This window comes from Myceligenerans indicum (assembly GCF_016742955.1).
Taxonomy (GTDB): domain Bacteria; phylum Actinomycetota; class Actinomycetes; order Actinomycetales; family Cellulomonadaceae; genus Myceligenerans; species Myceligenerans indicum.
The window spans coordinates 90,854-115,608 of the sequence record NZ_JABBYC010000005.1; the positions used below are offsets into that span (position 1 = coordinate 90,854).

General features: G+C 69.4%; 22 protein-coding genes. 17 read left to right on the plus strand and 5 right to left on the minus strand.

Features of this window, described 5'->3' with window-relative positions; genetic code table 11:
* The first annotated feature begins 50 nt into the window (after positions 1–50).
* The 11 genes from HGK34_RS05400 to HGK34_RS05450 all read left to right on the plus strand — a co-directional run bounded on the left by HGK34_RS05400 (position 51) and on the right by HGK34_RS05450 (position 12,158).
* Complete coding sequence (locus HGK34_RS05400) at positions 51–1,244, plus strand: glycosyltransferase family 4 protein (RefSeq protein ID WP_307815801.1); 1,194 nt, start codon at positions 51–53, stop codon at positions 1,242–1,244.
* Complete coding sequence (locus HGK34_RS05405; protein WP_201845542.1) at positions 1,241–1,837, plus strand: hypothetical protein; 597 nt, start codon at positions 1,241–1,243, stop codon at positions 1,835–1,837. Before HGK34_RS05400 ends, HGK34_RS05405 begins: the two co-directional genes overlap by 4 nt.
* Positions 1,838–1,896: 59 nt before the next feature.
* On the plus strand, positions 1,897–2,811 hold the full coding sequence (gene pdxS, locus HGK34_RS05410) for a pyridoxal 5'-phosphate synthase lyase subunit PdxS (protein ID WP_307815786.1): 915 nt from the start codon (positions 1,897–1,899) through the stop codon (positions 2,809–2,811).
* Between the two features lie 197 nt (positions 2,812–3,008).
* A complete protein-coding gene (locus tag HGK34_RS05415; RefSeq protein ID WP_307815787.1) occupies positions 3,009–3,731 on the plus strand; it encodes an NUDIX hydrolase in 723 nt (240 codons plus the stop codon).
* Between the two features lie 9 nt (positions 3,732–3,740).
* Positions 3,741–4,895 (plus strand): 5'-methylthioadenosine/S-adenosylhomocysteine nucleosidase family protein, encoded by a 1,155-nt coding sequence (locus HGK34_RS05420; protein ID WP_201845543.1) that lies wholly within the window; start codon positions 3,741–3,743, stop codon positions 4,893–4,895.
* Positions 4,892–6,922 carry a hypothetical protein gene (locus HGK34_RS05425; protein WP_201845544.1) on the plus strand — a complete coding sequence of 677 codons (2,031 nt, stop codon included), beginning with the start codon at positions 4,892–4,894 and terminating at the stop codon, positions 6,920–6,922. The genes HGK34_RS05420 and HGK34_RS05425 overlap by 4 nt, the downstream gene beginning before the upstream one ends.
* A 159-nt stretch (positions 6,923–7,081) precedes the next feature.
* Positions 7,082–7,789, plus strand: coding sequence for a hypothetical protein (locus tag HGK34_RS05430; RefSeq protein WP_201845545.1), 708 nt, complete (start codon positions 7,082–7,084; stop codon positions 7,787–7,789).
* Between the two features lie 214 nt (positions 7,790–8,003).
* Positions 8,004–8,366: an excisionase family DNA-binding protein gene (locus tag HGK34_RS05435; RefSeq protein ID WP_201845546.1), complete on the plus strand. Its 363-nt coding sequence runs from the start codon at positions 8,004–8,006 to the stop codon at positions 8,364–8,366.
* Between the two features lie 444 nt (positions 8,367–8,810).
* Positions 8,811–10,058, plus strand: a complete 1,248-nt coding sequence (locus HGK34_RS05440) for an ATP-binding protein (protein ID WP_201845547.1) — start codon at positions 8,811–8,813, stop codon at positions 10,056–10,058.
* A 259-nt stretch (positions 10,059–10,317) separates the two neighbouring features.
* Positions 10,318–10,899, plus strand: coding sequence for a Wadjet anti-phage system protein JetD domain-containing protein (locus tag HGK34_RS23725; RefSeq protein ID WP_372433076.1), 582 nt, complete (start codon positions 10,318–10,320; stop codon positions 10,897–10,899).
* Positions 10,896–12,158 (plus strand): ATP-binding protein, encoded by a 1,263-nt coding sequence (locus HGK34_RS05450; protein ID WP_201845549.1) that lies wholly within the window; start codon positions 10,896–10,898, stop codon positions 12,156–12,158. Before HGK34_RS23725 ends, HGK34_RS05450 begins: the two co-directional genes overlap by 4 nt.
* Positions 12,159–12,249: 91 nt before the next feature.
* On the opposite strand, the gene HGK34_RS05455 is transcribed toward HGK34_RS05450, so the two are convergent.
* On the minus strand, positions 12,250–13,020 hold the full coding sequence (locus HGK34_RS05455; protein ID WP_307815789.1) for a class I SAM-dependent methyltransferase: 771 nt from the start codon (positions 13,018–13,020) through the stop codon (positions 12,250–12,252).
* Between the two features lie 128 nt (positions 13,021–13,148).
* Positions 13,149–14,402: a hypothetical protein gene (locus HGK34_RS05460; protein WP_201845550.1), complete on the minus strand. Its 1,254-nt coding sequence runs from the start codon at positions 14,400–14,402 to the stop codon at positions 13,149–13,151.
* A 180-nt stretch (positions 14,403–14,582) separates the two neighbouring features.
* Between HGK34_RS05460 and HGK34_RS05465 the strand changes: the two genes are divergently transcribed.
* A complete protein-coding gene (locus HGK34_RS05465) occupies positions 14,583–15,212 on the plus strand; it encodes a MarC family protein (protein WP_201845551.1) in 630 nt (209 codons plus the stop codon).
* A gap of 350 nt (positions 15,213–15,562) precedes the next feature.
* On the opposite strand, the gene HGK34_RS05470 is transcribed toward HGK34_RS05465, so the two are convergent.
* Positions 15,563–16,261, minus strand: a complete 699-nt coding sequence (locus HGK34_RS05470) for a hypothetical protein (protein ID WP_201845552.1) — start codon at positions 16,259–16,261, stop codon at positions 15,563–15,565.
* Positions 16,258–16,737: a hypothetical protein gene (locus tag HGK34_RS22510; protein ID WP_244666436.1), complete on the minus strand. Its 480-nt coding sequence runs from the start codon at positions 16,735–16,737 to the stop codon at positions 16,258–16,260. Before HGK34_RS22510 ends, HGK34_RS05470 begins: the two co-directional genes overlap by 4 nt.
* A 480-nt stretch (positions 16,738–17,217) precedes the next feature.
* Here HGK34_RS22510 and hrpB point away from each other — a divergent pair, with 480 nt between their 5' ends.
* The gene (hrpB, locus tag HGK34_RS05480; protein ID WP_201845553.1) at positions 17,218–19,740 is read left to right on the plus strand and encodes an ATP-dependent helicase HrpB; all 2,523 of its coding nucleotides are present in this window, start codon (positions 17,218–17,220) and stop codon (positions 19,738–19,740) included.
* A 24-nt stretch (positions 19,741–19,764) separates the two neighbouring features.
* Here hrpB and HGK34_RS05485 read toward each other — a convergent pair whose 3' ends face one another.
* Positions 19,765–20,409, minus strand: a complete 645-nt coding sequence (locus tag HGK34_RS05485) for a TetR/AcrR family transcriptional regulator (protein WP_201845554.1) — start codon at positions 20,407–20,409, stop codon at positions 19,765–19,767.
* Between the two features lie 87 nt (positions 20,410–20,496).
* Between HGK34_RS05485 and HGK34_RS05490 the strand changes: the two genes are divergently transcribed.
* The 4 genes from HGK34_RS05490 (at position 20,497) to HGK34_RS23460 (ending at position 24,753) form a co-directional block, all read left to right on the plus strand.
* Positions 20,497–21,123 (plus strand): FMN-dependent NADH-azoreductase, encoded by a 627-nt coding sequence (locus tag HGK34_RS05490; protein ID WP_201845555.1) that lies wholly within the window; start codon positions 20,497–20,499, stop codon positions 21,121–21,123.
* Positions 21,124–21,150: 27 nt separating this feature from the next.
* A complete protein-coding gene (locus HGK34_RS05495; RefSeq protein ID WP_201845556.1) occupies positions 21,151–21,288 on the plus strand; it encodes a hypothetical protein in 138 nt (45 codons plus the stop codon).
* A gap of 82 nt (positions 21,289–21,370) precedes the next feature.
* On the plus strand, positions 21,371–21,994 hold the full coding sequence (locus tag HGK34_RS05500) for an NUDIX hydrolase (RefSeq protein WP_201845557.1): 624 nt from the start codon (positions 21,371–21,373) through the stop codon (positions 21,992–21,994).
* A gap of 170 nt (positions 21,995–22,164) precedes the next feature.
* On the plus strand, positions 22,165–24,753 hold the full coding sequence (locus HGK34_RS23460; RefSeq protein WP_201845558.1) for a tetratricopeptide repeat protein: 2,589 nt from the start codon (positions 22,165–22,167) through the stop codon (positions 24,751–24,753).
* The last annotated feature ends 2 nt before the right edge of the window (positions 24,754–24,755 follow it).

Consider the following 24,755-nt stretch of genomic DNA (forward strand, 5'->3'; position numbering starts at 1 on the left):
GCCTCGCGCCGCGGCGGGGCAGCCACAGCGGCCCGCAGCGCCCGCTCCGCGTGGGCATCGTCTGCCCGTACTCGTTCGACGCCCCCGGCGGCGTCCAGTTCCATGTGCGCGATCTCGCCCTGGCGCTCCGCGCCGCCGGACACGAGGTGTCCGTCCTCGCCCCGGCCTCGGAGAACACGCCGGTGCCCGAGTTCGTCGTACCCGCCGGCCGGGCCGTGCCCATCCGCTACAACGGGTCGGTCGCCCGCCTCACCTTCGGGCCCGTGACGGCCCGAAGGGTGCGCCGCTGGCTCGCGGAGGGGGAGTTCGACGTCGTCCACCTGCACGAACCACTCACGCCGTCGGTCGCCCTGCTGGCCCTCCGGTACGCCGAGGTGCCCATCGTGGCCACCTGCCACACGTCGATGCCCCGATCCCGCGCACTGCGCGCCGCGTTCCCGCTCGTCGGCCCCGTCGTGGAGAAGATCGCCGCCCGCATCGCCGTCTCCGAGGACGCCCGCCGCACCGTCGTGGACCACCTCGGCGGCGACGCCGTCGTGATCCCGAACGGCGTGTACGCCAGGGACTTCGCCACCGCGACCCCGCGCTCCGGGTGGCAGGGACGGCCGGACACACCCACGATCGCGTTCCTCGGACGGCTCGACGAACCCAGAAAGGGCCTGGACATCCTGCTGGCGGCCGCCGGAACGATCCTCGACCGGCTGCCCGGCACACGGTTCCTCGTGGCAGGCAGCGGCACGGGCGTCCCGGACAGGGTCCGGGCGGCACTCGGCGAGCGCGCCGGAGCGGTCGAGCTGCTCGGCCGCGTCAGCGACGAGGAGAAGGCCGCCCTGCTCGCCTCCGCCGACCTGTACGTCGCGCCGCAGACCGGCGGCGAGTCGTTCGGGATCGTGCTCGTGGAGGCGATGAGCGCCGGGGCCGTCGTCGTGGCCAGCGATCTGGGGGCGTTCCGGCGCGTGCTGGACGACGGCGCGGCCGGTGCCCTGTTCACCACCGGCGACCCGCAGGCGCTCGCGGCCCAGGTTCTCTCGCTGGCGGCGGATCCCGAGAGGTGCGAGCGCTACCGGGCCCGGGCCCGGGACGCCGTGCGGCAGTACGACTGGTCCGTGGTGACGGGGCAGGTCCTGGCCGTCTACGAGACCGTCCTGTCCGCGGGCGACGCGGTCGGGTCCGACGGCTCGTTCCCGGCCCTGAGCGACGGCGTGCGCGGCGTGCTCGGCCGGGCGCGGAGAGGATGGCGATGAGCTGGTCGGAGATCGCCTTCTGGTCCCTGGCGGCCGCCGTCGTGCTGGTGTGGCTGGCTTGGCGGGTGGCCTCACGCCTCGACGGGCTGCACCGCAAGGTCGCCGGGTCCCGGGGGGCGCTCGACGCGCAGCTCGTGCGCCGGGCCTGGGCCGCGGTGGACCTGGCGTCCTCGGGCGGGATGGACCCGGCGTCGGCCCTGGTCGTGGTCGACGCCGCGTACGTGGTGCTGGACACGGCCGACCCGGAGACGGGCGAGCACGTCCTCGCGATGGACGGACTGCCCACGGCACGGGAGGACGCCGAGAGCAACCTGAGCGCGGCACTGCGCGAGGCGCTCGGCGACTCGCGCGAGATCGCGAGCCTGCAGACCGGGCCGGCGGCCGAACCGGCCGGCGCCCTGGCCGCGGCCTGGTACCGGGCGACGCTCGCCCGCAGGTTCCACAACGAGGCCGTCACCCAGGCTCGCCGGATGCGTCGCCGCTGGTACGTGCGCGCCGCGCACCTGCCGGGGCGCGCACCCATGCCGCACACCGTCGAGTTCGACGACCGGATGCCGGAAGGGCTGGACCGGGGTGTCGGACCCGGCGCGTAGGATCGCATGTGAGGGCGCCGGACCGGCGTCCGGTACGGACCGGAACGAGCGAGGTAGTGGTGGCTGACGAGACGACGACGAGCGCTGGCGTGGGCCAGGTGGGTACCGCGCGCGTGAAGCGCGGCATGGCCGAGATGCTCAAGGGCGGCGTCATCATGGACGTCGTCACGCCGGAGCAGGCGAAGATCGCCGAGGACGCCGGCGCAGTGGCCGTGATGGCTCTCGAGCGGGTCCCGGCGGACATCCGGGCGCAGGGCGGCGTGAGCCGCATGAGCGACCCGGACATGATCGACGGCATCATCGAGGCCGTCTCCATCCCGGTGATGGCGAAGGCGCGCATCGGGCACTTCGTGGAGGCGCAGGTGCTGCAGTCGCTCGGCGTCGACTACATCGACGAGTCCGAGGTGCTGACCCCGGCGGACTACACGAACCACATCGACAAGTGGGGCTTCACCGTCCCCTTCGTGTGCGGCGCGACCAACCTGGGTGAGGCCCTGCGCCGCATCACCGAGGGAGCGGCGATGATCCGCTCCAAGGGCGAGGCCGGCACCGGCGACGTGTCGAACGCGACGACGCACATGCGCCAGATCCGCCAGCAGATCCGCAAGCTCTCCTCCCTGCCGGAGGACGAGCTGTACGTCGCGGCCAAGGAACTTCAGGCGCCCTACGAACTGGTCGCGGAGGTGGCGCGGGAGGGCAAGCTGCCCGTCGTGCTCTTCACCGCCGGCGGCATCGCCACGCCTGCCGACGCCGCGATGATGATGCAGCTCGGCGCCGAGGGCGTGTTCGTGGGCTCGGGCATCTTCAAGTCCGGCAACCCGGCCACGCGCGCCAAGGCGATCGTCCAGGCCACCACGTTCTTCGACGACGCGGACGTGATCGCCAAGGTCTCCCGAGGGCTGGGCGAGGCCATGGTGGGCATCAACGTCGAGGAGGAGCCGGAGCCGGTGCGGCTGGCCGAGCGGGGTTGGTGAGGTAGCGGCTCTGGGGCGTTGAAGCGTCCTGACCCAGTGGAAAGGCTCCGCGGACTGGTGTCCGCGGAGCCTTTCGCGTGCCGCAGTCCGGGTGCGACAGGTCGTCGGCGATTTGTACGGAAGAACGTCGTTAACCCCCTTGTGCGACATGCACTGGCTGAGTATCATTCTTGTCAGGTCTACAGAAAGGAATCGCCGTGCTGGGCGAGAGCGGCCCATGGGAGCCTCCGGAGATCAAGGTTGCGGTTGACCTTGTGATCTTGACGATGCGAGCTTCGGTGTTTCACGTGCTGCTGATCGAGCGGGGCGAGGACCCGCAAGCCGGGATGCAAGCGTTGCCTGGCGGCTTCCTCAGCAACGAAACGGAGGGAGTTCACGATGCCGCGTTGCGCGAGCTGAGAGAGGAGTCGGGTCTCGATGCGTCCGAGCTGCACATCGAACAACTGGCGGCCTACGGCGAAGTCGGGCGAGACCCGCGCGGGCGTGTGCTGTCGGTGGCCTACATGGCGGTCGCACCGGGCTTGCCGGAACCAATCGCCGGCACCGACGCATCTGATGCCTCATGGGTCCCGGTTGACGATGTTCTGTCAGGCAGGGTGTCGCTAGCCTTCGACCACTGGCAGATCGTGTGTGATGGGGTCGAGCGAGCGCGATCCAAGCTTGAGCGCACCTCCCTGGCGCTGGCGTTCTGCGACAGGACTTTCACGCTCACTGAACTGCAGCAGGTTTACGAGGGAGTCTGGGGATGCCAGCTCGACCCGCGCAATTTCTACCGCAAGGTTCAGAGCATTCCCCGGTTCGTCGAGCTGGTCGGAACGGTGCGCCGTGCCGCCGCAGGGCGGCCTGCCCGGCTGTTTCGGTCCGGAGGCGGGAAAGTGCTGTACCCACCGTTGGTGCGTCCTGTGTCATCCGAGCCGTGAGGAGCAGTAGTGTCTCATCTGGTCGTGGTGTTGACTGCGTTGAACCTGGAGTACGCGGCGGTCCGAGAGCATCTGGTCGATGTGGATCTGCGTCGTCATGATGCCGGAACCCGGTTCGAGATTGGACGGGTGCCGTCGTCGAGATGCCAGATCGTCCTCGGCCTGACCGGGGTCGGCAACCAGCCAGCGGCAGTGCTCGCAGAACGAGCGATCCAATCGTTTGAGCCTGCGGCGGTTCTCTTCACGGGCATCGCGGGAGCGCTGTGGGACGGGACCCCGTTGGGAGACGTCGTCGTCGCGGACCGGGTCTACGCCTATCACGGGGGGACGAGCGAGGACGACGGCTTCAAGGCGCGCCCTCGGATGTGGGAGACATCCCATGCACTGAGCCAGGTGGCGCATCATCTGGCGCGTCAGGGGCGCTGGACCGATCGGCTCGGTGATCGGGACTCCCGTCCCACGGTACGTTTCGGTGCTATTGCCGCCGGCGAGATCGTGCAGAACTCCAGGGTGTCGAAGGAGGCACATTGGATCCGCGAACACTTCAACGACGCCACCGCGATTGAGATGGAGGCTGCTGGCATCGCTCAGGCGGGCCATCTCAACAGTGCCCCGGTCGCAATCATCCGGGGAATCAGTGATTCCGCAGATGGGCGCAAGACGGCGGCGAACGACGAGAACTGGCAGCCGCGGGCTGCGGCGAACGCCGCGGCGTTCGCCGTGGAACTGGCGGTGGAACTCGTCGACGAGTCCAAGGAGGGCTACATGAAAGGGAGCATGCCCAGCGAGATCCCGATTGATGGAGGCGTCACCAATATGGTGGCCGGCGGAGTAGTCGGACAGATGGGTGGCGTGATCACGGGCGGCACGGTGCACCTGGTGACCGGGCCTCACCAGACGAGCGAGTCTTTCGACGTCGTGGCGGAGTTGCACACACTGCGGACGCTGATCGACGAGCGACACACCGCTGGGGTGACCGACGAAGAAACCCACAGGGACGCGGTCAAGGAAGTCGAAACGGCAGAACAGGCGCTGAATGCCGTCCCTCGTGCTTCGAAGCGGGCAGTGAACGCGCTCAAGCGACTGACTGGGTTGCTGGCAGACGTCTCCGATGTGGCCGCCCGGGCGAGAAGCCTCGCCGGAGCAGTGAAGGAGCTGGCATGAACTGGAACAACACGTGGCAGGGCGGAGCACCGGACGGGGTTCCCGGCAGGCCGCCGAACGGCACGTCGGCCACTGGCGAGGACAGTGTCCAGAACGTCGCAGCCGACGGATCGTCTGTCGGCATGATGGCCGGAGAGATTCATGACAGTACGGTGCACGTGCACAGCACGTTGTACCAGATCACCAGGGAGGACCCGCCCGCGAAGCAGTTCGAGGCGGGACGACTCCGCTTGCAGGGAAGGCTTCCGCGGGACGCGGAGCGGTACATCAGCAACGCACTGCTGGCAGGGCTCGACACGCCTGAGGTCCGGTACTTCTGGCTGCTCTCAATGTTCAGCATGCGTTCGAAGCGCGACCTGTCGCGAGAAGAACGAGACCGCGTCCTCGACGTGGCCGAGTCGGCAGCGCGTCCTCAGGGCGAAGCTGGTCCGTACACCGAGCCACTTCGTACTGTCTGCCTGTTGATCCGGCACACGTTGAAGGGCGAGGGGGATGCTGGGGCTCTAGGCACCAGTATCTCTGCTCTCCCGGAGGATCGTCGTGCCGAGATCGAGTATCACCTGGAGAACTTGTTGTCGGGCGTGGTCAAAGACCAGATCTGGCGTGACATGGTGGAACGGGCGGCGGAGGAGCGATACGCGAACGGTCGGGTCGATCGCGCCTGGGCCTACTTCCATGCAGTGCCGGAGCGTCCACGGATTGCGGAAGTGATCTCACCGGCCCGAGCCGCGAGGCGCACGGCGGCGATCGCCGGCTCGATCCCCGCCGCACTGACCGCGCTGTTCCTGGTGTTCGGGGCGCTGAGCAATCTGAATCTGACAGCAATCCTGGCGCTTTCCGTTCTCGGCGTCGGCAGTGTGATCGGCATCAAGGATGCCTTTGCCTGGAGATTGCTTCACAGTACGGCGGCGGTGCTGGCGCAGCGGCACCAGACAAACGAGCGTCAACCCACTACATGGTTCACTTGGAACCTGCGCAGGGACTTCAAGGCTGACTTCAAGAAGTACAGGCCCGAGGGGCTCGAGGTGCAGGCGTGGCTGGCCGAGACTCACGGTATGCGTCAGTTCCTCGAGCAGGACATGGCGTTTGCTTACGCGAACCATCCGTCGGTCTCGAACAGTTCGGTCCGGTGGATGGTTCGCTACTTTGCCAAGGATGCTGCTCGTCAATGGGCCCAGGGAACGTTTCGCACCCAGCAGGTAGCGCCATTCGACAGCACGGCGACAGCTCGTTGTATCGGATCGTTGGTCGCTGCTGCGATTGCGCTCCTGATTGCGGTTGTTGCTGAAGCCGACGTCCCGACGGTTTTGTTCTTCATTGTTTCCCTTTTTACCACACCGGGAGCGGTGCGCCGTTGGTATCAGGAATATGTTGCTCCGCGAATTGTGGACTCCCTTGAGGAGGATGCCAAGAAGCGCCTGAAACTTCTCGAATCCGAGTATGCGAGGTGGAGCACAAAGCTTGCATCCACGCGTCCTACCGACTTGGAGATGGAGTCCTGGCTGCGTGCCGATTCGACGCTCCTGGTGGAAGATGCGCTGAAGAAGTATCGCGTCTCATGGCGTGACGTCGTTGCACGCGTTGTATTGATGAGTCCGTACGGTGACTACCGGCGTGCCCGAATCACTGGAGGGCCGTGGTGGTACACGCAGATGAACATGCAACTGTATCTGATGACCGACCTTGGCGTGCGCGGGTTCGCTGTCACCTCGAACTTTCGACAAGGAAAGTTCGGCCCTCCGACCGAGGAGACGTTCAGCTACGATGCGCTTAGTTCCGCCAGGTTGGAGCCGCGGCCTGGTGGAAGCCGCAATCTGGTTCTCACGTTGAACTCAGGGCAGTCCAATGTCATAAACATCATTCCTGGTCTGGAGAACCCGGAGCACCTTCCTGAGAGTGATTTTCAGGAAAGGGAGAACGAGAATGTCCGGCTCAACACCGATGCGTCTGGAATCGAATACGCCCTGCAAGTGCTTCAGGGTGTAGCTGCGGAAAAACGGGAGTGGTTCGCCAACGCGAGCCGCTGATTCGGGCGAGGGCGCAGTGCTCGGCTCTGGCCGTGGTTGGGCGCCTGAACTCCCGGGGTCCCGCAGGCGTGAAGTCTGCGGGATCTTGGGTGATATTGGACAGTCCAGGCGCGGTGCGGCGCAGTAGCCGAGCCGCTGATACCAGGACCGGAGCGCGTGGTGCGCCACTCCATCGACGACGATGCCAGTGCTCTCGTCCATTTCGTGCGAGCCCGGATCTGTAGCGCGTTCCTTGCTGATTCAGCCACGGGCAAAAGGGTCTGGACCTGCGCGGATCGAGCAGGGAAGATCGAGGGCGTGGCAGAGCCAAAACATGGTATTAGTGTCGGGGAGTTGCTGCTTGCCGAGTACCAGAGCATCAAGGATGAGCAGAGGTCACGTATCGGGTTCCGGGACAATCTTCTCTACGCGACGCTTGCGGTGGTGGCGGCGATTACTGCCGCGGCTGCGCAAACGAAGGAACCGGTGATGCTACTTGCCCTGCCGCCGGCGTGCATCGTGCTGGGATGGACGTACATCGTGAACGATGAGAAGATCTCCGCGATCGGCCAATATATCCGCGAGGAACTCGGCCCTCGCCTGACCCAGCAGGCATTTCTCCGGAAAGGGTTCGTGCCCTTCGGGTGGGAGAAGGTCCATCGTATCGATGCGCGTCGTCGCTCCCGAAAATGGATTCAGTGCCTGATCGATCTGACGGCGTTCTGCGGACTTCCGATTGCTGTCCTGGCAGCGTTCTGGGTGAGTCAACAGAATGATCCACTTCCTGTTGCACTATCTGTGCTGGAGGGTCTCCTGGTGATCGGTCTTGGTATACAGATCGTGCTGTACGCCAAGCCGTCGCTGAAGGAACCCAGTTCTATCCGGTGAAGAGCTGACCATGCTCGCCGTCGTCGGCTAGCGGTGGTGGTCGACGACGCCGATTTCTCGAATGGTGAGTGATAGTAGAGATATCGCACTGAAGCGCGCCGAAGGCAGGACACGGGTTCTTCTCGATCGCTTCGTCAGGCCGGCGCGCCGCCCCTTTCCGAATCGGTCTGCCGCACCGTTCAGGCGTTGCGGTTGGTGCAGATGGGAGCCTGGGATGAGCGATCTTCTCGCGCGGGATGCCGCCGCAGTGCATCATGCGCTCGAACGGGGCGGTGACGACTTGTCACTGTCGATGCATCGGTCCACGGCCGAGCTTGTCGCGGCCCTTCTCGACGCGCGGGCCCACGGCGTGCCGGAGGAAGGGACCCCGACACGGGCCGCGGAGCTACTGGGAGTGTTTCGCCCGCACGTGCGGCGGCTCATGGACCGGGGCGAACTGCCGTTCCGGATGGTCGGCTCGCACCACCGGCTGCCTTTGGCTGCCGTCGAAGCGTTCCGGGAGCGTGAGCGCTCCCGGCGGGCCGAGGCGCTGGCCGATCTGGCCGAGCTCGAGAACGAGCTGGGTCTCACGGAGTGACTGCCCTGAACCGGCCGAGGGTGGTCCTGTCCGATTTGCGGCAGTCAGTGAGCTGAACCTGGAGGTGCGGCATCCCGATGAGGTGCTCGCGCGGCTGGTTCGCCCCCGTCCGATCGAGATGCTGGCCGTGCACCGGATCTGCGTCGAGCGGCTCAAGGGGGCGACCGACGAGTCAACAGTCGCGGCCCTGTGCCGTGCTGACGCGCCACGGACTGCCGATCTCATCAAGGCGCCTCTCATTGACGATGCGCGAAGCCACCAAGCAGCGGCCTCGCAGCGGTCCTGGCGACGCATGTGCTCCCATCACGCCGACGAGTTCCGGCAGAACGACCAGCAACTTAACGACGAAACAGCCAGCAACCATGCGACAGAACGACCGTGAAGCGTGCGGCAAAACGACGGCCGATGTGGGAGGCTCGTCCTGTGAACACCCGAGGAAGCTCCGTGAGCAGTGCGTTCGTACCCCGTCGTGCCGCTGAATCTGTGAGGGAGGCGCTCGCGGACACGCGCGTCGTCCTGGTGAACGGCGCGCGCCAGAGCGGTAAGAGCACACTCGTGCGCCGGATCGGGAAGGATCATGGCGCCGACTGGTACACCCTGGATGACGCCGACACCCAGGAGTTCGCCGCGAGAGACTCGCGGAGCTTTGTTCGGCTTGCTCAGCGGATGATCATCGACGATGTGCAGCGCATCCCGGCGCTCCTTCTTGCGATCAAGGCGCTGGTCGATGAAGAGCCGGATCCCGGGCGGTTCCTGCTCACCGGATCATCGCGCCTGCTGGCCATGCGGGACCTGCCCGACACGCTCGTGGGCCGGATGGAGACGATCGAGCTGTGGCCGCTGTCTCAGGGGGAGATCGATGCTACGCCGGACGGGTTCGTGGATGCCGCCTTCGCCCTGGGTCCCGAACTGCGCCACGAATCGTCAGTGGATCGCACCGGGTACATCGAGCGGATCGTGCGGGGCGGGTTCCCTGACGCCGTCCGCCGCGCGCCTGGCCGGCGGGAGCAGTACTTCGAGTCGTACGTCGCCGACATGATCGATCGGGATGTCATGCAGGTGTGGGACATCGAGCGTGGCCGCGAGATGCATGCGCTGGTCCGGCTCCTGGCCGCCAGGTCCGGCCAGATCATGGTTCCGGCGTCCTTGTCGAACGGGCTGGAGGTCTCGGCGCAGACCGTGCGTCGCTACCTCGCTCTGCTCGAAGAAGTGTTCCTGATCAAGCAGATCCCGGCCTGGACCCGGAACCTCAATACGCGCAGCATCGCGAAGTCGAAGCTTGCCTTCGTCGACTCGGGCGTCGCGGCGGCGTTGCTCGATCAGGACGCTTCTCGACTGCGTAAGCCTGGCAGTCCGCTGGGTGGCCTTCTCGAAGGGTTCGTGGCGATGGAGATCGCGCGCCAGCTCACCTGGTCCCGTACCCGCGCGGAGCTGTTCCACTACCGGACACGGGACCAGGTCGAAGTCGATATCGTTCTGGAGAATCGCCGGGGCGAGGTGATCGCGATCGAGGTGAAGTCCTCGGCCACGCCGTCGACGGAGGACTTCCGCGGGATCCGGCACCTGCATGAACGGGTCGGCGACGATCTCGTCGCGGGCTACGTCCTGCACGCGGGACCGCACACGCTTCCCTTCGGGAACAAGTATCGGGCGGTCCCCATCAGCGCGCTCTGGGAGACGGCACCCGCCTGATGCCGACGAGGCGCGTCAATCTTGGACCACGGCATCAACGTGGAGGAGGAACCGGAGCCGGTGCGGCTGGCCGAGCGGGGTTGGTGACGTTCCGTCCCGAGCGCGCCGAGGCGCCCTGACGGAGGTGGGGCGCCTCGGACCTCGTGTTTGCGGGGACTGTCCTCGCCTGTTTGCGGGTGATGTTTCACCTGACGTCGTTGATCTTCATGACCGTGACGGCTTCCAGTTCCTGGCGCGGCTGCGTGAGATCCATGACGACGTGCGCAGTGTCCTCATGGATGTGGAGACGCTGCTGCGCTTCCGAGAACTGTGGGTTCCTGACGTGGAGCCTGTATCGGTGAGGACGGAGCGGCTGGGCGCCGGTGAGCGCGCGGCGCTCGAACTGCTCCATACCGAGGGCGGTGTGCGGCTCGAGCAGGAACGCGTGCCGTGGGAGTACGCCTGGGGGGATGCTGCGGCGCGAGTTGGGATGATCGGCCGCCCGTGCCGCTGCGGGTCCTTCTGGGGGTCCTGCAATCCATCACGGCACTATCCGCCTCCAGCTGTCGATGCGGGCCTACGGCCAATGAGCAGGTACTTCGCCGGGATCGTGGGCGCGAGCTGGAATTGGCCGCTCAGGGCAGGCGGTGGTGGTCACGTCGGTGAACCGCGTTGGACGCAGGAGCTGGAGCGGGCCACGGTAGGCATGAGCGCGATGATGCACGTGGATCGAACGTTGTCACTGCGAGCCACATCGTGCGGAATCAGCGGCCTCGGCGCTGCAGAACAGCGACTTGGATGCTGCAGAACAGCGGCTTTGGGCTTGCAGAACAGCGGCTTACGAGGTGTCATGGTGCTGTGACCTCGAACGACATTCTCGCCCGACATGCCATCCCCTGGGCGAAGGAGCTCGTCGGCTCCTTCCCTGCCGTGGTCGTCGAAGGCGCGCGGCAGGTGGGGAAGAGCACACTTGCCACGATGCTCGTCGAGGGCTCGGAGCGCCAGGCCCGCTACCTCACCCTTGACGACGACGTGCAGCGGGCCGCCGCCCGGAACGATCCAGAGGCCTTCGTGAACCAGCTTCCCGACGGGCTGCTCGTCGTCGACGAGATCCAGCGCGCCCCGGAGCTGCTGCTGCCGATCAAGGCGTCCATCGACCGGCGCCGCGCGCCGGGCCGGTTCCTCCTCACCGGATCGGCCGACCTGCTGCGCCTCGAACGAACGCCTGACTCTCTCGCGGGCCGAGCCGTCACGCTGCCGCTGCGAACCCTGAGTCAGGGAGAGCTCAACGGTCGGCTCGACGACTTCGTGACCCGTTTCCTCGCGGGGGTAGATCCGTTCGACGTCCGTTCGACGGTCTCGCGTGAGGACTACGCGAACATCGTCGCAGCAGGTGGGTATCCGGAGGTCTTCCGGCGGTCGCCGCGACTTCGTGCGGCCTGGTTCGACGGGTACATCGACCGCATCGTCCAGCGCGACGCGCGTGACGTCCGGCGTCTCGTGGACGGCAACCGCCTGGCGAGCGTTCTGCGCCTGGTCGCGGCCAACCAAGCGGGCGAAGTGGTCCGCGCCCGCCTCTCGCGGGACGCGGACATCCCCGAGACCACCATGACGGCTTACCTCGATCTCGTCGAAACGTTGTACCTCGTCGAGAGGATCCGACCGTGGACGGGAAACCTCACGACCCGCCAGACCGGCAAGGCCAAAGGCCTCGTCACCGACTCCGCGCTCGCGATGTACCTCTCGGGCGTCACTGCCGCTCGTGCCGCCGCGCTCGTCGGCGGTGGCGAGCTGCTGGGTCCTCTGCTGGAAGGCCTCGTGGTCTCCGAGCTGCGCAAGCAGCAGACCTGGAGTGATACCCGGTTCTCCGTCTTCCACTATCGCGAGACGTCGGGCGTCGAGGTGGATGTTCTCCTTGAGCTCGACGATGGCCGGGTCCTCGGCCTCGAGGTGAAAGCGAAGCAGACCTATAAGCCCGAGCACTTCCGGGGTCTGCAGCGGCTCGCTGAGCGCCTGGGCGACAGGTTCCTTGGTGGAGTCGTGCTCGGCACTGCGGACCAGGGTGTGCGATTCGGCGAAAAGCTCGTCGGGTTGCCCATCTCGTCCCTGTGGGAGCTCTGACTCACTCCCTGGTGATCCCAGGTCTGCTCGGGTGCGCGACAGTCCTGGACCACGGCATCAATGTCGAGGGGGAGCCGTAGCGACCTCCCCGTCATTCGCAGACGCAGAGCTGTAGGGCGACGTCATCGGCAAACGGGCCACCGGACCAGTCACCGAAGCGCTCGACGAGCTCAAGACCGCCGAGCGAGAGGAGCAGCGGCAGCTCCTGCGGGAAGATGCTCCTGATGTCGAGCGGCGCGACGACGAAGTCGGGCTCGCCGGCGGTCGAGAGATACCACGTCCCGCGTGTCACCTGCGCGGGCGCATCGTAGGTCTCGGCGACATCGACGCTGACGCTGCCACGCTCGGGGTCGATGAACGACAGCGACTCGCGGGTGCGTCGCGCCCCATCGGCCTCGGCGAGCATCCGCACGCTCGGGTTGAACACGTCGAAGACGAACCTCGCTCCCGGTGCCATGTGCCTTCGCACCGACCGGAAGCAGCTCACCAGGTCCTCGGCTTCGTGCAGATGCAGCAGAGAATTGGCGGCGACGAACACGTAGTCGAAGGTGCGGCCCAGATCGAAGGACCGCATGTCGCCCTGGATCCACTCCACCGCGACACCGCGTTCGTCCGCCTTGCGTCGAGCCTCGGTCAGCATGTCTGCCGATAGGTCCAGACCCACGCAGTGCTGCCCACCGGACGCGATGGGGATCAGCTTCCGCCCGGTGCCGCACCCGAGTTCCAGGACGCTGCCGCCGTGCCGGGTGGCGTCGGCCCGGTAGAAGTCGCCCGACGGGCCACCGCCCGGGAACATCAGGTCGTACAGCCTGGGGTGCGAGTAGAACGCTTCACTCCGGTTCGGGGGCTGTCGGCGGCTCACGCCGCGAGCCTACTGACCACCTCCCAGCGGCCGCCCCGGATTTCGTGGCGGGCATGGGAGGTTTCGCCATGCAAGCATCCTTCCCGGACTGCATCCCGTACGTCTTGCGTGCGGTCGGGCAACAGGTCTCACTTGCCGAGGGAGGCGTTCATGAACGCGTGAATCTTGAGCCAGGTCGGCGCGATGTCGTCGACCTCGGTGAGCTGGTCCAGGTCCTCAGGCCGCCAGACGTTCATGCCGTCGGTGGTCGTCAGCTGCTCCAAGAGCTCGTCCAGGTCGCCGCCGACCGTGTCGTCGGGCGCGTCGGTGGTGGTGGCCAGGAAGTCCTGGACGACATCGGTCGCGGTCGCATCCCATGAGGGCGCCGCCGTCCGGCCGGAGCCATCGGGAAACAGATGCAGCCGTCCGGCGCCGGTCGCGACGACCAGCACACCACCGGTGCCACCGGCCAGGGCGGTGACCGGGGCGTTGCCGGGCAGCTCGTGGGTGGTGCCCTCGGAACGGGCGACGTCGAGGGCGACGAGGGTGCCGTGCGGGGTGCCGACCCACACCGTGCCGGGATCGCCGAACGCAATGTTGTGCCGGGACCACGAAGCCAGCTCGGAGAGCCACTCCGGAGGGTACGGAATGCCGGGGCTCTCGTCCATGAGAGTGGTGGACAGCACGAGCTGGAGGCCGGGCATCTCGAACACCTGCAACGTCTGGGCGTAGGCGTTGCCGCGGATCGCGAAGTACCGCCCGTCGGGGCTCACCACCGGCGTCTCGTACCCGTCGACATCCAGCAGCAGCGCCCTGTCCACAATGTTCCTCCGGCCGGTGGCGGGGTCGATCCGGGTGAACAGGCCGTGCGTCGCGCCTTGGTTGCTGACGTACGAGAGCGCCAGGCGCCCGCCGGGCCAGACCGCGGATCCCGTGTCCCACCCCGGCGCGGACCCTACAGCGCCCGTCGCGAGACAGATGGTCGTCGAGGCGTCGTAGCCGCTGACCAGAAGAGTGGCGCCGTCTGGCGTGAACGCGACGTCGCCACCGGCTGTATCGGCATCTGCTTCGGGCAGTGCCCAGCCTGGCGTCGTGACGCCGTCCGGTTCCCACAGCACCAAGCCGCCCGAGCCGTTCACCGCGAGCAGCGCCCTTTCCGGATGCCACGCCGCCGAGGGCACCAGCCGCATCCGGTCCCATCCGAACGTGTCCCCGTACCCGTCCGAGTCCCCGCCGACCGTCGCGACATGGGTCAGACCTGCGGACTCCCATCTCCACACGTGCACCGCAGGTCGCGCCGCGTCCACTCCCGCGACCAGCGGGAACCGCGGATGCGGCACGAGACGTTCCACCACGACGCCGTCGGGGAGCACCGCGCTGGCCAGAGGTTCGATCATCGTCACGGCACGAGACCCTAGCCTCCACCACTGACACCCAGAACGGCTCCGGGTGCTCGACGCTCGGCCCAGCATCAGCTCAGCGAGCGGCTCACCGCTCGACCGTGTCCGTGTGCCATACCGCCGCCCAAGGGTCTTGCCGGGCCACGAGGAGCGGGCCCGAACCCGCGCTGCTAAGTTGGCGAAATGGGCCTGTTGGACCTGACGATTCAGGCGACGATCTCCTTGATCGTCCTGGTCGATCCGTTCATCCGCGCCGTCTTCTTCCGCGTGCTCACGGAGAACGAGCCCCACCGCCGCCCGGAGTACGTGCGACGGCTGATGGTCGTCATCGCCGTCACACTGGTGGGTTCCGCACTGATCGGCAAGCTGCTCCTGGACCTCGTCGGTATCAACCTTGGGGCCTTCGGCGTCATCGGCGGGCTCGTGCTCGTCCTGATGGGCTTCGAGATGCTCTTCGCGGGAAAACCCAGCCGCGTGCAGGGCGGAGCCGCGGCCACCACGGAGCAACACGTGGAGTCCGCGGAGGACCAGATCGTCGTCCCGTACGCGATTCCGTTCATGGCCGGACCCGGGGCCATCACGACGGTCATCACGATCTCTTCCTCCGGCGAGGGATACCAGGGGACGATCGCTGCTGTCATCGCCTCGGCCGTCGTCGTCGCGCTGATCCCCGTCGGGCACCTGTTGCTGGCCAACAAAATGAACTTCTCCGACCAGGGGATGCAGCTCATGCAGAAGTTCGGAGGGCTGTTCGTGGCCACGATCGGCGCACAGCTGATGCTGGACGGAGTGCAGCGCTACTACGGGTTCTGACCTCGTCAGCGCTCTGCCGGGGAATCCGCACGGCGACGTTGCCCGTCGGCGCATGACAAGGACCTGCGAGGCGATTTCCCTTCGCCGGTATTGTCCGGATCAGGTAGTGGGGGTCGCCAGCTGGCAATTCCAACCCTCTGGCCTCTCAGCCTCTCGGCTCCCTCGCCTGTCTCGCAGGCCACTTCCCACGATGCCCCCACGCAGGCCACTTCGGTAGGGACTTTGGTCCTTCGTTCGAGCCTCAGGAACGAACACGTGCCCCGCACGGCAGGAACGCCTGCCCGTGCCTGTTCCGCCACGACTCCGAGGCGTCATTGAGGAGGCGCATCCGATCAGCCTGCGGGGCCCCATCAGCCCAGCGGGACGATCCCGGTCCGCCCTTCCCAGACGCCGTGCTCGGACAGCGGGCGGAAGCGGAACGTCGCGAACTCGTGGTGGAAGCCACGGCGCCGGTTCTCGACCATGGCGTCCGCGTGCCGTCGGGCCGCGGGACGGCCGGAGCCACCGTGCACCATCGCCTCCATCTCGCGCACGGTGCGCCACACGGAGAACGTGGAGATGGTGTGCGGCGGCCGAAAGGCGGCCAGGGCGAGCGTGGTGCCGGGGTGGTCGCGCACCTGGCGCTCGACAGGCTTGCCCCACCTCAGGAACCGGGGCACCTCGGGCAGGCGCATCCGTGCGACGGTCACCGCGACCACCGGTTCGTCCTGGTCCCAGCCGCCCGCGCGCGCCGGCAGGCCGGGCAGGGCCGCGAGCCGGGACCAGCGGCGCAGGTACTCCAGGCGGACGTGCCAGCCGGTCGCCAGGTGCCGGCCGAGGACGTCGTCGGACAGGAAGCGGTCCACCGCGTCCTCGTCGCGCCACTGCGCGAAGACCGCGATCCGTCGGAGCTGCAGCCGGTCCGTGGAGATGGTGGGCGCCCCCAGGCGCATGAGGGCCAGGCACTCGGCGTGGTCCAGTCCGGGCGTGGTGGCGCCCGACGAGCCTCGCAGCAGCGCGCGTGCCGTCACGGCGGGCGGAAGCTCCGCGAGGTGAAAGGTGTGGATCATCGGGCGCGCTCCATCTTGTAGTGCAGGCGCATCATCCAGGTGCGTCCCATCCGCAGTTCGTGGTCGGTACGGAGCACCCCGTACGGGTCGCGGTACAGGCGGAAGGTCTCGTGCAGCGGCACGCGCGCTGCGATGTCCTTTCCGCCGTCGTGCACGACGACGTACGCGCCATCCTGCCCGAACAGCCCCGGGGGCGACTCCAGGACGAGCCCGCCTCCGGGGCTGACGGCCGGGCGCAGGAACACCTGGACGTTGCCGGACTCGAGCGGGAACGCGACGTGCACGCTGGGCCGCGCCGCGCCGGGGAGCAGGCGTGCCGAGTAGCAGCCGCTGAACACGTATCGGCCCGACGGCCGGAGCGTCCGTAGCCAGGCGGCACCCACCTGCTGCCCGTCCCGGTCGCGGATCACGCGGACCCGGCTGTCCATGCCGTGCGCGACGTCGAGCGGGCGCATCGGGAGGGACAGCTGCTCCACCCGGCGTCCGAACAAATCGCGCGACCAGCTCGCCGGCCGGCCAGAACAGCGGCGACCATCCGGACCACACCTCCATGTGCCAGGCGGCGGTGTGCTCGTAGAAGTCCTGGATCAGCGGATCCAGCCGGGAGGAGTCGAAACCGGGACCGTCGAGGACCGCCATCGCGGGAAGCAGGCCGGGCGCCGGATCCGCCGCCGGACCCGTGGGCCCGGCGTCGTCGTCGACCGTGCCGCCGTGGTACGCGGCTTCGGCGGAGAGCCAGCCGTCCCCGACCGTGGAGGAAGGACTCACCGGCGCGCGCAACCACGAGTGCTCCCCGGCGAGGTCGACAGGCGCGCCGGCCAGTCGCCAGAACTTCCGGGACCCGAGGTCCAGCAACTGGTTCACGACAACGCATTCTTGCAGGTAGGTGAATGTGGGATGCTCCGGCGGGCGGATGAGGTGGTCCGCGGTGGGCACTGGTCGGATACCGTCGGGGCGTGTTGCTGCCTGACTCGTCCGTGCCCGGGGCGGACCTGCCGGTCCGTGCGGTCCTACCTGCCACGGTCGATGCCGTGCGGTCGAACGGTACCGCGGTGCTCGTGGCGCCGCCCGGGTCGGGGAAGACCTCGCTGTTGCCGCTGGCGCTGGCCGACGCGCTCGAGGGCACGATCATCGTCGCCGAGCCGCGACGGATGGCGACCCGCGCGGCGGCGGCCCGGCTGGCGGCGCTGGTCGGGGAACCGCTCGGGCAGCGGATCGGCTACGCGATGCGCGGCGAACGCAGCGGCGGCAGGGGACTTCGCGTCGAGGTGGTGACGACAGGGCTCCTCGTCCGGCGCCTGCAGCAGGACCCGGAGCTGGCGGGCGTCTCCGCCGTCGTGATCGACGAGTGCCACGAGCGTCACCTCGACGCCGATCTGCTGCTCGCGCTCTGCGTCGACATCCGCGCGAACCTTCGGGACGACCTGGCGATCGTCGCGACGTCGGCCACGGCGGACACCGTCCGGCTGAGCCGCGCCCTGGGCACCGGCGTCCCGGTGCCCGTGATCACCGCGTCCGCCGCGCAGTACGACGTGACGGTCGAGTGGGCCCCGCCGCCGTTGCCCGCGCCACTGCTTCCCGGCGGGCGCGTCGACCCGCGCCTGCTCGATCACGTCGCCGCCGTCGTCCGGCGCGCGATGACCGAGAACGACGGCGACATCCTCGTGTTCGTCCCGGGGGAGGGCGAGGTCAACGGCGTGACTCGCAGGCTGGCCGGGCAGAACGTCCTGCCGCTGTTCGGGCGCCAGTCCAGGGCCGACCAGGACCGCGCGCTGGCGCCGGCCGCCACGCGCCGGATCGTGGTCACGACGGCGGTCGCGGAGAGCTCACTGACCGTGCCCGGGGTCAGGGTCGTGGTCGACTCGGGGCTGGCCCGGGAGCCGCGGACCGATCAGTCCCGCGGCCTCGGCGCGTTGGTCACCTGCCGCGTCTCGAGGTCGTCGGCCGACCAGCGGGCGGGGCGTGCCGGGCGTGAGGCGCCCGACCGGGTCTACCGGTGCTGGTCCGCCACCGACCACGCGCGTCTCGACGACCACGCCGCGCCGGAGATCGCGATCGCCGACCTGGCGGCCTTCGCCCTCGACCTCGCGGCGTGGGGCGCACCTGCCGGTGAGGGCCTGACCCTGCTCGACGCGCCGCCGGCGCCGGCGATGACCGCGGCCACCGACCTGCTGCGCCGGCTCGACGCGATCGACGACGACGGCCGCATCACCGAGCGGGGCCGGCGGATGCGGGCCATCGGGGTGCATCCCCGGCTGGCCCGTGCGCTGCTCGACGGGGCGCCCCGGGTCGGCGCCGACCGGGCACGCGAGGTCGTCGCTCTGCTCTCGGACGACTCCGGCCGCGGGGCCGGCGATGATCTCCCGGCCCGCTGGCGGGCCCTGCGTCGCGGCACGGACCGCGGAGCCACGGCGCGCTGGCGAGAGGAGACGAAACGCATCGGCCGAGGCGCGACCGGCGACCCCTCGGCCACGCCGGCCGGCCGAGGGACGGGCGCAGTACCGGATGACCTCGCGGCGGGGATCGTGGTGGGGCTGGCGTATCCCGATCGCATCGCGCGGGTCCGGGGGACCGACTCGGCGACGTACCAGATGGCCGGTGGCACGGGTGCCGCGCTGGACACGCAGTCGCCGTTGCGGGCCACGACCTGGCTGGCGATCGCGGTCGCCGACCGAGCACCCGGCCGCGCCGACGCTCGCATCCGATCGGCGGCGCCGATCGACGAGGCCACGGCGCGAGACGTCGCGGGCGACCTCGTCTCGACCACCGACCGGATCCGCTGGGACGACGGCCGGATCGTGACGCGACACGTCGAGACGCTCGGCGCGATCGTGCTCACCGACGTTCCGCTGGCGAAGCCGGACCCGCTGCTCGTCCAGGCGGCCGTCCGCGACGGTATCCGGCGCGGGGGCCTGTCCGTGCTGCGCTGGTCGGAGGCGGCGCTCGCCGTGCGGGAGCGGCTCGCGTTCTGCCACGCCCACCTCGGCGCCCCGTGGCCCGCGGTCGACGACGAGGCGCTGCTGGCCGGTCTCGACGGATGGCTGGGCCCCGAGCTCGCCTCGGTGCGAGGCTCGCGCGACCTCGCCCGCATCGACGTGGCCTCCGCCCTCCGGCGCCTCCTGCCCTGGCCGGCGGCGGCCCGGTTCGGCGAACTCGCACCGGAACGGCTCCGAGTCCCCTCCGGCTCCGAGGTACGGCTCGCCTACGACGGTGTCGAGCCGCCGGTCCTGGCGGTGAAGCTGCAGGAGGTCTTCGGCTGGACCACCACCCCGGCCGTGGCGGACGGCCGTGTCCCCGTCGTCCTGCACCTCTTGTCGCCCGCACAGCGCCCCGTCGCGATCACGAGCGACCTCGTCTCGTTCTGGAAGCAGGGCTACCCCCAGGTCCGGGCCGACCTGCGGGCCCGCTACCCCCGCCATCCATGGCCGGAGGACCCGCTCACCGCCGTCCCGACAGGGCGGGTAAAACCTCGCAGGTGAACCGGACATCGCCGGCGGGAGTCCTCACCCCTGACCCGGCGAAGGCGTCGCCGGATCCGAGGCGAGCGAGCGGCTGAGGCCGGTCATCGCGCTCGTGATCTCGGCGACGTCCCTGTCCGGCTCGGACAGCCAGTGCCCGATCATCTCGCCCGACAGCGCCGCCAGGAGCGCATCCGCGCGCAACTCCGGGTCCGGTGCGCCGGCCAGGTCCAGGAGGTGGCGGCAGTGGGTGCGCCACAGGGCGTGCGCGCCGCTGCGGAAGCGGGCCCCCGGGCTCGCCGTCTGGGACAGCAGCACGAGCTCGAGCTGTTCGGCCACGAGTCCGACGTAGCCGGCCACGAAGGCAGCCAGACGCTCGGCCGGCTCGGCACCCGGGCCCAGCGGGGGCGGGCCGGAGAGCATCAGCTCCTGGAACTGGCGCTCGCGCTCGTCGAGAAGGGCGATCGCGAGACCGGCCTTGTCGGTGAACCCGCGGTAGAGGGTCCCCACTCCCACGCCCGCCTCCTTGGCCACGGCCTGCATCGTCACCCGCTCCACGCCGTCGCGGGCGAACAGCCGCTCGGCCGCGTCGAGGACCTTGCCCCTGTTGCGCACGGCGTCCGCGCGACGCGAGCCCGCCGCACGTGCCTCGCCCTGGCCGCGTGCGGGCGCGCGCGACCCGATTGACAAAGCGGAATCCGTTCCGCTAACTTCCCTCATGAAGCGGAACCTATTCCGTTTTCGTGTTGCTGTCCACCTGAGACACCGGAGCTGACCATGACACGACTGTTGCACATCAGCGCCTCCCCACGTGGTGAGGCGTCGGAGTCGCTGAAGATCGCCGCCACCTTCCTCGACACCTACGGCCAGAAGAACCCCGAGGCCGACATCGAGCACCACGACCTGTGGGACGGCACGCTGCCGGAGTTCGGGCCGGCCGCCGCGAACGCCAAGATGGACGTGTTCGCCGGCGTCGAGCCGAGCGGCGCCGGGGCGGAGGCGTGGGCGGCCGCGAAGGCCACCTTCGAGCGCTTCGACGCCGCCGACCACTACCTTTTCAGCGTGCCGATGTGGAACGCGGGCGTGCCCTACGTCCTCAAGCAGTTCATCGACGTGGTCTCCCAGCCCGGCATGCTCTTCGGCTTCGACCCCGAGACCGGTTACGAGGGCCTGCTCACCGGCAAGAAGGCCGCGGTGATCTACACGGGCGCGGTGTGGGGACCGGGCCTCGGCCCGGAGTTCGGCAGCGACTTCCAGCAGCCGTTCTTCGAGGACTGGCTGCGCTGGGCGGGGATCGGCGACGTGACCAGCATCCGCTTCCAGCCGAACCTCGTCGTGGCCGACGCCGACATCGCCCGCGAACGCGCGCACACCGAGGCCCGCGACGCGGCCGCATCGCTCTGACCCGCGACCATCACCGAGGAGACGACCATGACCACGATCATCGCGCGCGACGAGCTCGCGGAGGCCATCGACCGGACCGGCGTCAGCAGGTACGCGGACGGGATCGAGGACTGGACCGCCGCCGGGCTCCCCACGGAGAGCAACCTGCCCACCGGCGCGGCGTAACGCGCGGCCCGTCGGCCGCCCACGGAGACCGCCGCGATGCCCGATGACGGCCGGACCCCGGCGCGGACGTATTGTCGTCGGCATGACCTGGCGCAGCGACCGTTCCGATCGACGTCGAGGCGGAGCCGTGGCCCGTCCGCCGGCCCGGGCGGGGACCGTGAGCCCCGAGGGCGTGACGCGCTCGCTGGGTCCGGACTGGCGCAGGGCGCCGGACGGGCTCCGTGAGCGCGACGCGGCTCGTGTCGTCCTGCTGGACGACGCGGGTCGCGTGCTGCTGGTCCGCGGCCACGACCTGGACCAGCCGGAGCGGTCGTGGTGGTTCACGCTGGGCGGTGGGATCGACGCGGGGGAGAGCGCCGTCGAGGCCGCGTTGCGCGAGGTCCGCGAGGAGGCCGGGCTCGCACTGGCCGCCGGGGATCTGGTCGGTCCCGTGCTCACCCGCACCGGCATCTTCGACTTCTACGCGGAGACGTGCCGGCAGCACGAGGTCTTCTTCCTCGCCCACCTGCCGGGCGGGCACACCCCGGACTCGTCGGGCTGGACGGAGGTGGAGCGCGAGGTGCTCGACGGCATGGCGTGGCTGACTGCCGACGAACTGCGTGCCCAGCCGCTGGAGGTGTTCCCGAACGAACTGCCCGAGGTGGTCGACTCCCTCGTCACGGGCTGGGACGGCACGATCCGCCACCTCGGCGTCCAGAACGACTGAAACGACCGGCCTGCGGGCGGCGGAAAAGTCACAAAGGTGTCTCGACCGTCCGTTCGCGCCGAGTGTCCTGGTGTTGACTGCCGGGTTGCGGTTGACTTGTCCCCGTGCTGCGTGGGCGAGACGGCTGGAGCCATCGGGGGTCGGTCTCTCCGCTGCCCGGGGGCGGTCCCGTGGGCCTCCTCGAGCCCGCTCTGCGGGTGGTGCCGTTCTCCGGCCGTGACACCGAGATGGCCGACCTGACCACGTGGGCGGGCGGTGCCGAGACCATCCGGGCCAGGCTGCTGACCGGGCTCGGCGGCAGCGGCAAGTCGCGCATCGCCGTGGAGCTGAGCGCGCGGCTGAGTCGTCGTCGCTGGCGGTCGGTGTGGCTCGACCCGGCGGACGAGCCGGGCGACGTGGCCGAGGCGTGCCGCGGGCCCCGTGTCCTGGTGGTCGTGGACGACGCCGCGTCGTTCCCCCGCCTGGACCACCAGCTCGGTGCCATCCGGAAGGCGGACGCCGGCCGCGTCCGGGTGCTGCTCCTCGCGCGCACGGGCCGTGAGTGGTGGACGAGGCTGCGCTGGGCGAGCCCGCTCTGGGCGGACCCGGTGACGGTCCCGACCTCCATCGTGCACATCGGGCCGCCCGCGCTGACGCCGGACCGGATGGTCCGGAACGCGGTGGCGGCCTTCGCGCCCCGCCTCGGTGTCCCGGTCCCGGACCTCGTGGTCTGTGACCTGCCGGCCGACGCGGACCCGCCGCGCTTCGGCGACGTGCACGCCGCGGCCCTGGCGGTCCTGGCCGAGCGGGACGAGGCGGAGGCCGAGGCGGTGGTCGACGTCGCCCGAGGCCCGGCCGCGCTGCTGGACCAGGAGCGGAACCGCTGGGAGGACACGGACGCGGTCGTCGCGCGCGCCCTGCTCTGCGGCGACCGGCGCGATCTGCCGGACCGGCTCGCCGAGCTGCACGTCGCGCGGACCCTGCAGGCCGCACCCGGCATGACGGAGGTCTGCACTGCCCGGATCACCTCCGCCGAGGCCTTCGAGGCGGCGATGTTCGCGTTCCGCCTGGACGTGGACACCCCGGCGGTGACCGGAGCGGGACGCCTGACGGCCGCCCTGCTGGAACGCGTGATACCGCAGCTGTCGGACGACCCGGCACACCTGGAAGGCGTGCTGCGGCTTTTTCCCGCGCGTCCGGCGCCCACGGGGCAGGCCTCGGACGTGGCGTCTCGGCTCGTGACCGCGCTCGCCGCGGACGACGGCCAGGACACGACCACGCTCGCCGAGGCACTCGGCGCCTGGGCCCGCGCGCTGGAGGAGACCGGCCGCTCGGACGACGCGCTCGAACCGGCCGAGCGGGCCGAAGCGATGTGGCGGAGGATCACGGCGGCGGACCCGCTGCGCTACCGGGTCGCGCTCTGGCGTGCGATGCGCGACCTCGCCGTCGTCTCCTTCGGGAGCGGACGCGACGAGCAGTTCGAGGCGCTCGTCGACGAGACCGTGTCCGCGTGGAGCTCCGTCCCGGAGGCGGAGGCCGTGTGGACGGACCCGGAGCTCGCCTGGGGGCTGTACTCCCTCGAACTGACCACCCGGCCCGCCGACGTGGACGCGGCACGCTGGTACCACGAGCGTGCGGTCGCGATCCTGCGCGACCTGGTGGCCCAGGATCCCGTGGCCTACGAGGAGACACTCGCCCGGGTCCAGGCCAATCTGCTGCTCCTGGTGAATCGCGGCAGGCCCGCCGAGGCACTGGACGGGTTGCGCGAGTCGGTCGCGATCAGACGGCGTCTCGCCCGTGACCGTCCCGACGCGTTCGAGCGCCACCTGGCGTACAGCCTGTCGAACCTCAGCCACGCGCTCGCCGCGCTGGGCGCCGCCGCCGAGGCGCTCGCCGCGGGGCAGGAGGCACTGGCGCTGCGCCGGCGCGCCGTGCGGAAGGCCGCGGCGTCCGGTCGGGGTGGCGCACCCAGGTTGCGGTTCGAGCTGGCCTGGTCGCTGTCCGGTGTCGGCGTCCTGCTGTCGGAGCAGGGCAGGCCGCACGAGGCGCTGTCGCTGGAGGAGGAGGCGCTGACGATCCGGCGCGAGCTCGCCCGCGAGGCTCCCGACCGCTACCGGGAGATGCTCGCGACCTCGTGCTCCAACCTCGGCGTGACCTACTCCCGGCTCGGACGGTTCGGCGACGCGCTCTGCCTGGAGCAGGAGGCCGTCGGAATCCGGCGCGAGCTGGTGCGCAACTTCTCCGCCGGCCGCCACCGGCAGCACCTCGCCCGGTCCCTGTCGAACCTGGGCGTGCGGTACTCCGACATGGGGCGCACGGAGGACGCCGTGGAGCCCACCCGCGAGGCCGTGTCCCTCATGCGGCAGGTGGTTCGTGACGACCGCCGGCAGCACCTCCCGGACCTGGCCACGGCGCTGGCCAACCTGGGCGCGACGCTCACGGACCTGTCCCGGGCCCAGGAAGCGGTCGGGCCGCTGCACGAGGCCGTCGGGGCGTTGCGCGATCTGAGCAGGGAGTCCCCGCAGAAGCACCTGCCCGGCCTGGCATCCGCCCTGACCGCGCTCGCCGTGGCTCTGGGGGAGCAGCGCCGCTACGCTTCCGCGGCCGCGGCCGCGCGGGAGGCGGTGCGGATCCGCGATCGGCTCGCCGCGACGGACCAGCGTCGGTTCGGCGACGATCTTGCGCGGTCGGTGCGTGTGCTTGCGGGCATCGAGGCGTTGTTGCCGCAGCGTGGATCGCGCAACGGTCACTACATCGCTGCGCGATCGGAGCGTGTATGAGT

Bases quoted from the DNA above. Each gene is read 5' to 3' on its own strand.
- HGK34_RS05405 (WP_201845542.1), top strand. From the start codon at position 1,241: ATGAGCTGGTCGGAGATCGCCTTCTGGTCCCTGGCGGCCGCCGTCGTG.
- HGK34_RS05425 (WP_201845544.1), top strand. From the start codon at position 4,892: ATGAACTGGAACAACACGTGGCAGGGCGGAGCACCGGACGGGGTTCCC.
- HGK34_RS05435 (WP_201845546.1), top strand. From the start codon at position 8,004: ATGAGCGATCTTCTCGCGCGGGATGCCGCCGCAGTGCATCATGCGCTC.
- HGK34_RS05465 (WP_201845551.1), top strand. From the start codon at position 14,583: ATGGGCCTGTTGGACCTGACGATTCAGGCGACGATCTCCTTGATCGTC.
- HGK34_RS05470 (WP_201845552.1), bottom strand. From the start codon at position 16,261: ATGATCCACACCTTTCACCTCGCGGAGCTTCCGCCCGCCGTGACGGCA.
- HGK34_RS05490 (WP_201845555.1), top strand. From the start codon at position 20,497: ATGACACGACTGTTGCACATCAGCGCCTCCCCACGTGGTGAGGCGTCG.
- HGK34_RS05495 (WP_201845556.1), top strand. From the start codon at position 21,151: ATGACCACGATCATCGCGCGCGACGAGCTCGCGGAGGCCATCGACCGG.
- HGK34_RS05500 (WP_201845557.1), top strand. From the start codon at position 21,371: ATGACCTGGCGCAGCGACCGTTCCGATCGACGTCGAGGCGGAGCCGTG.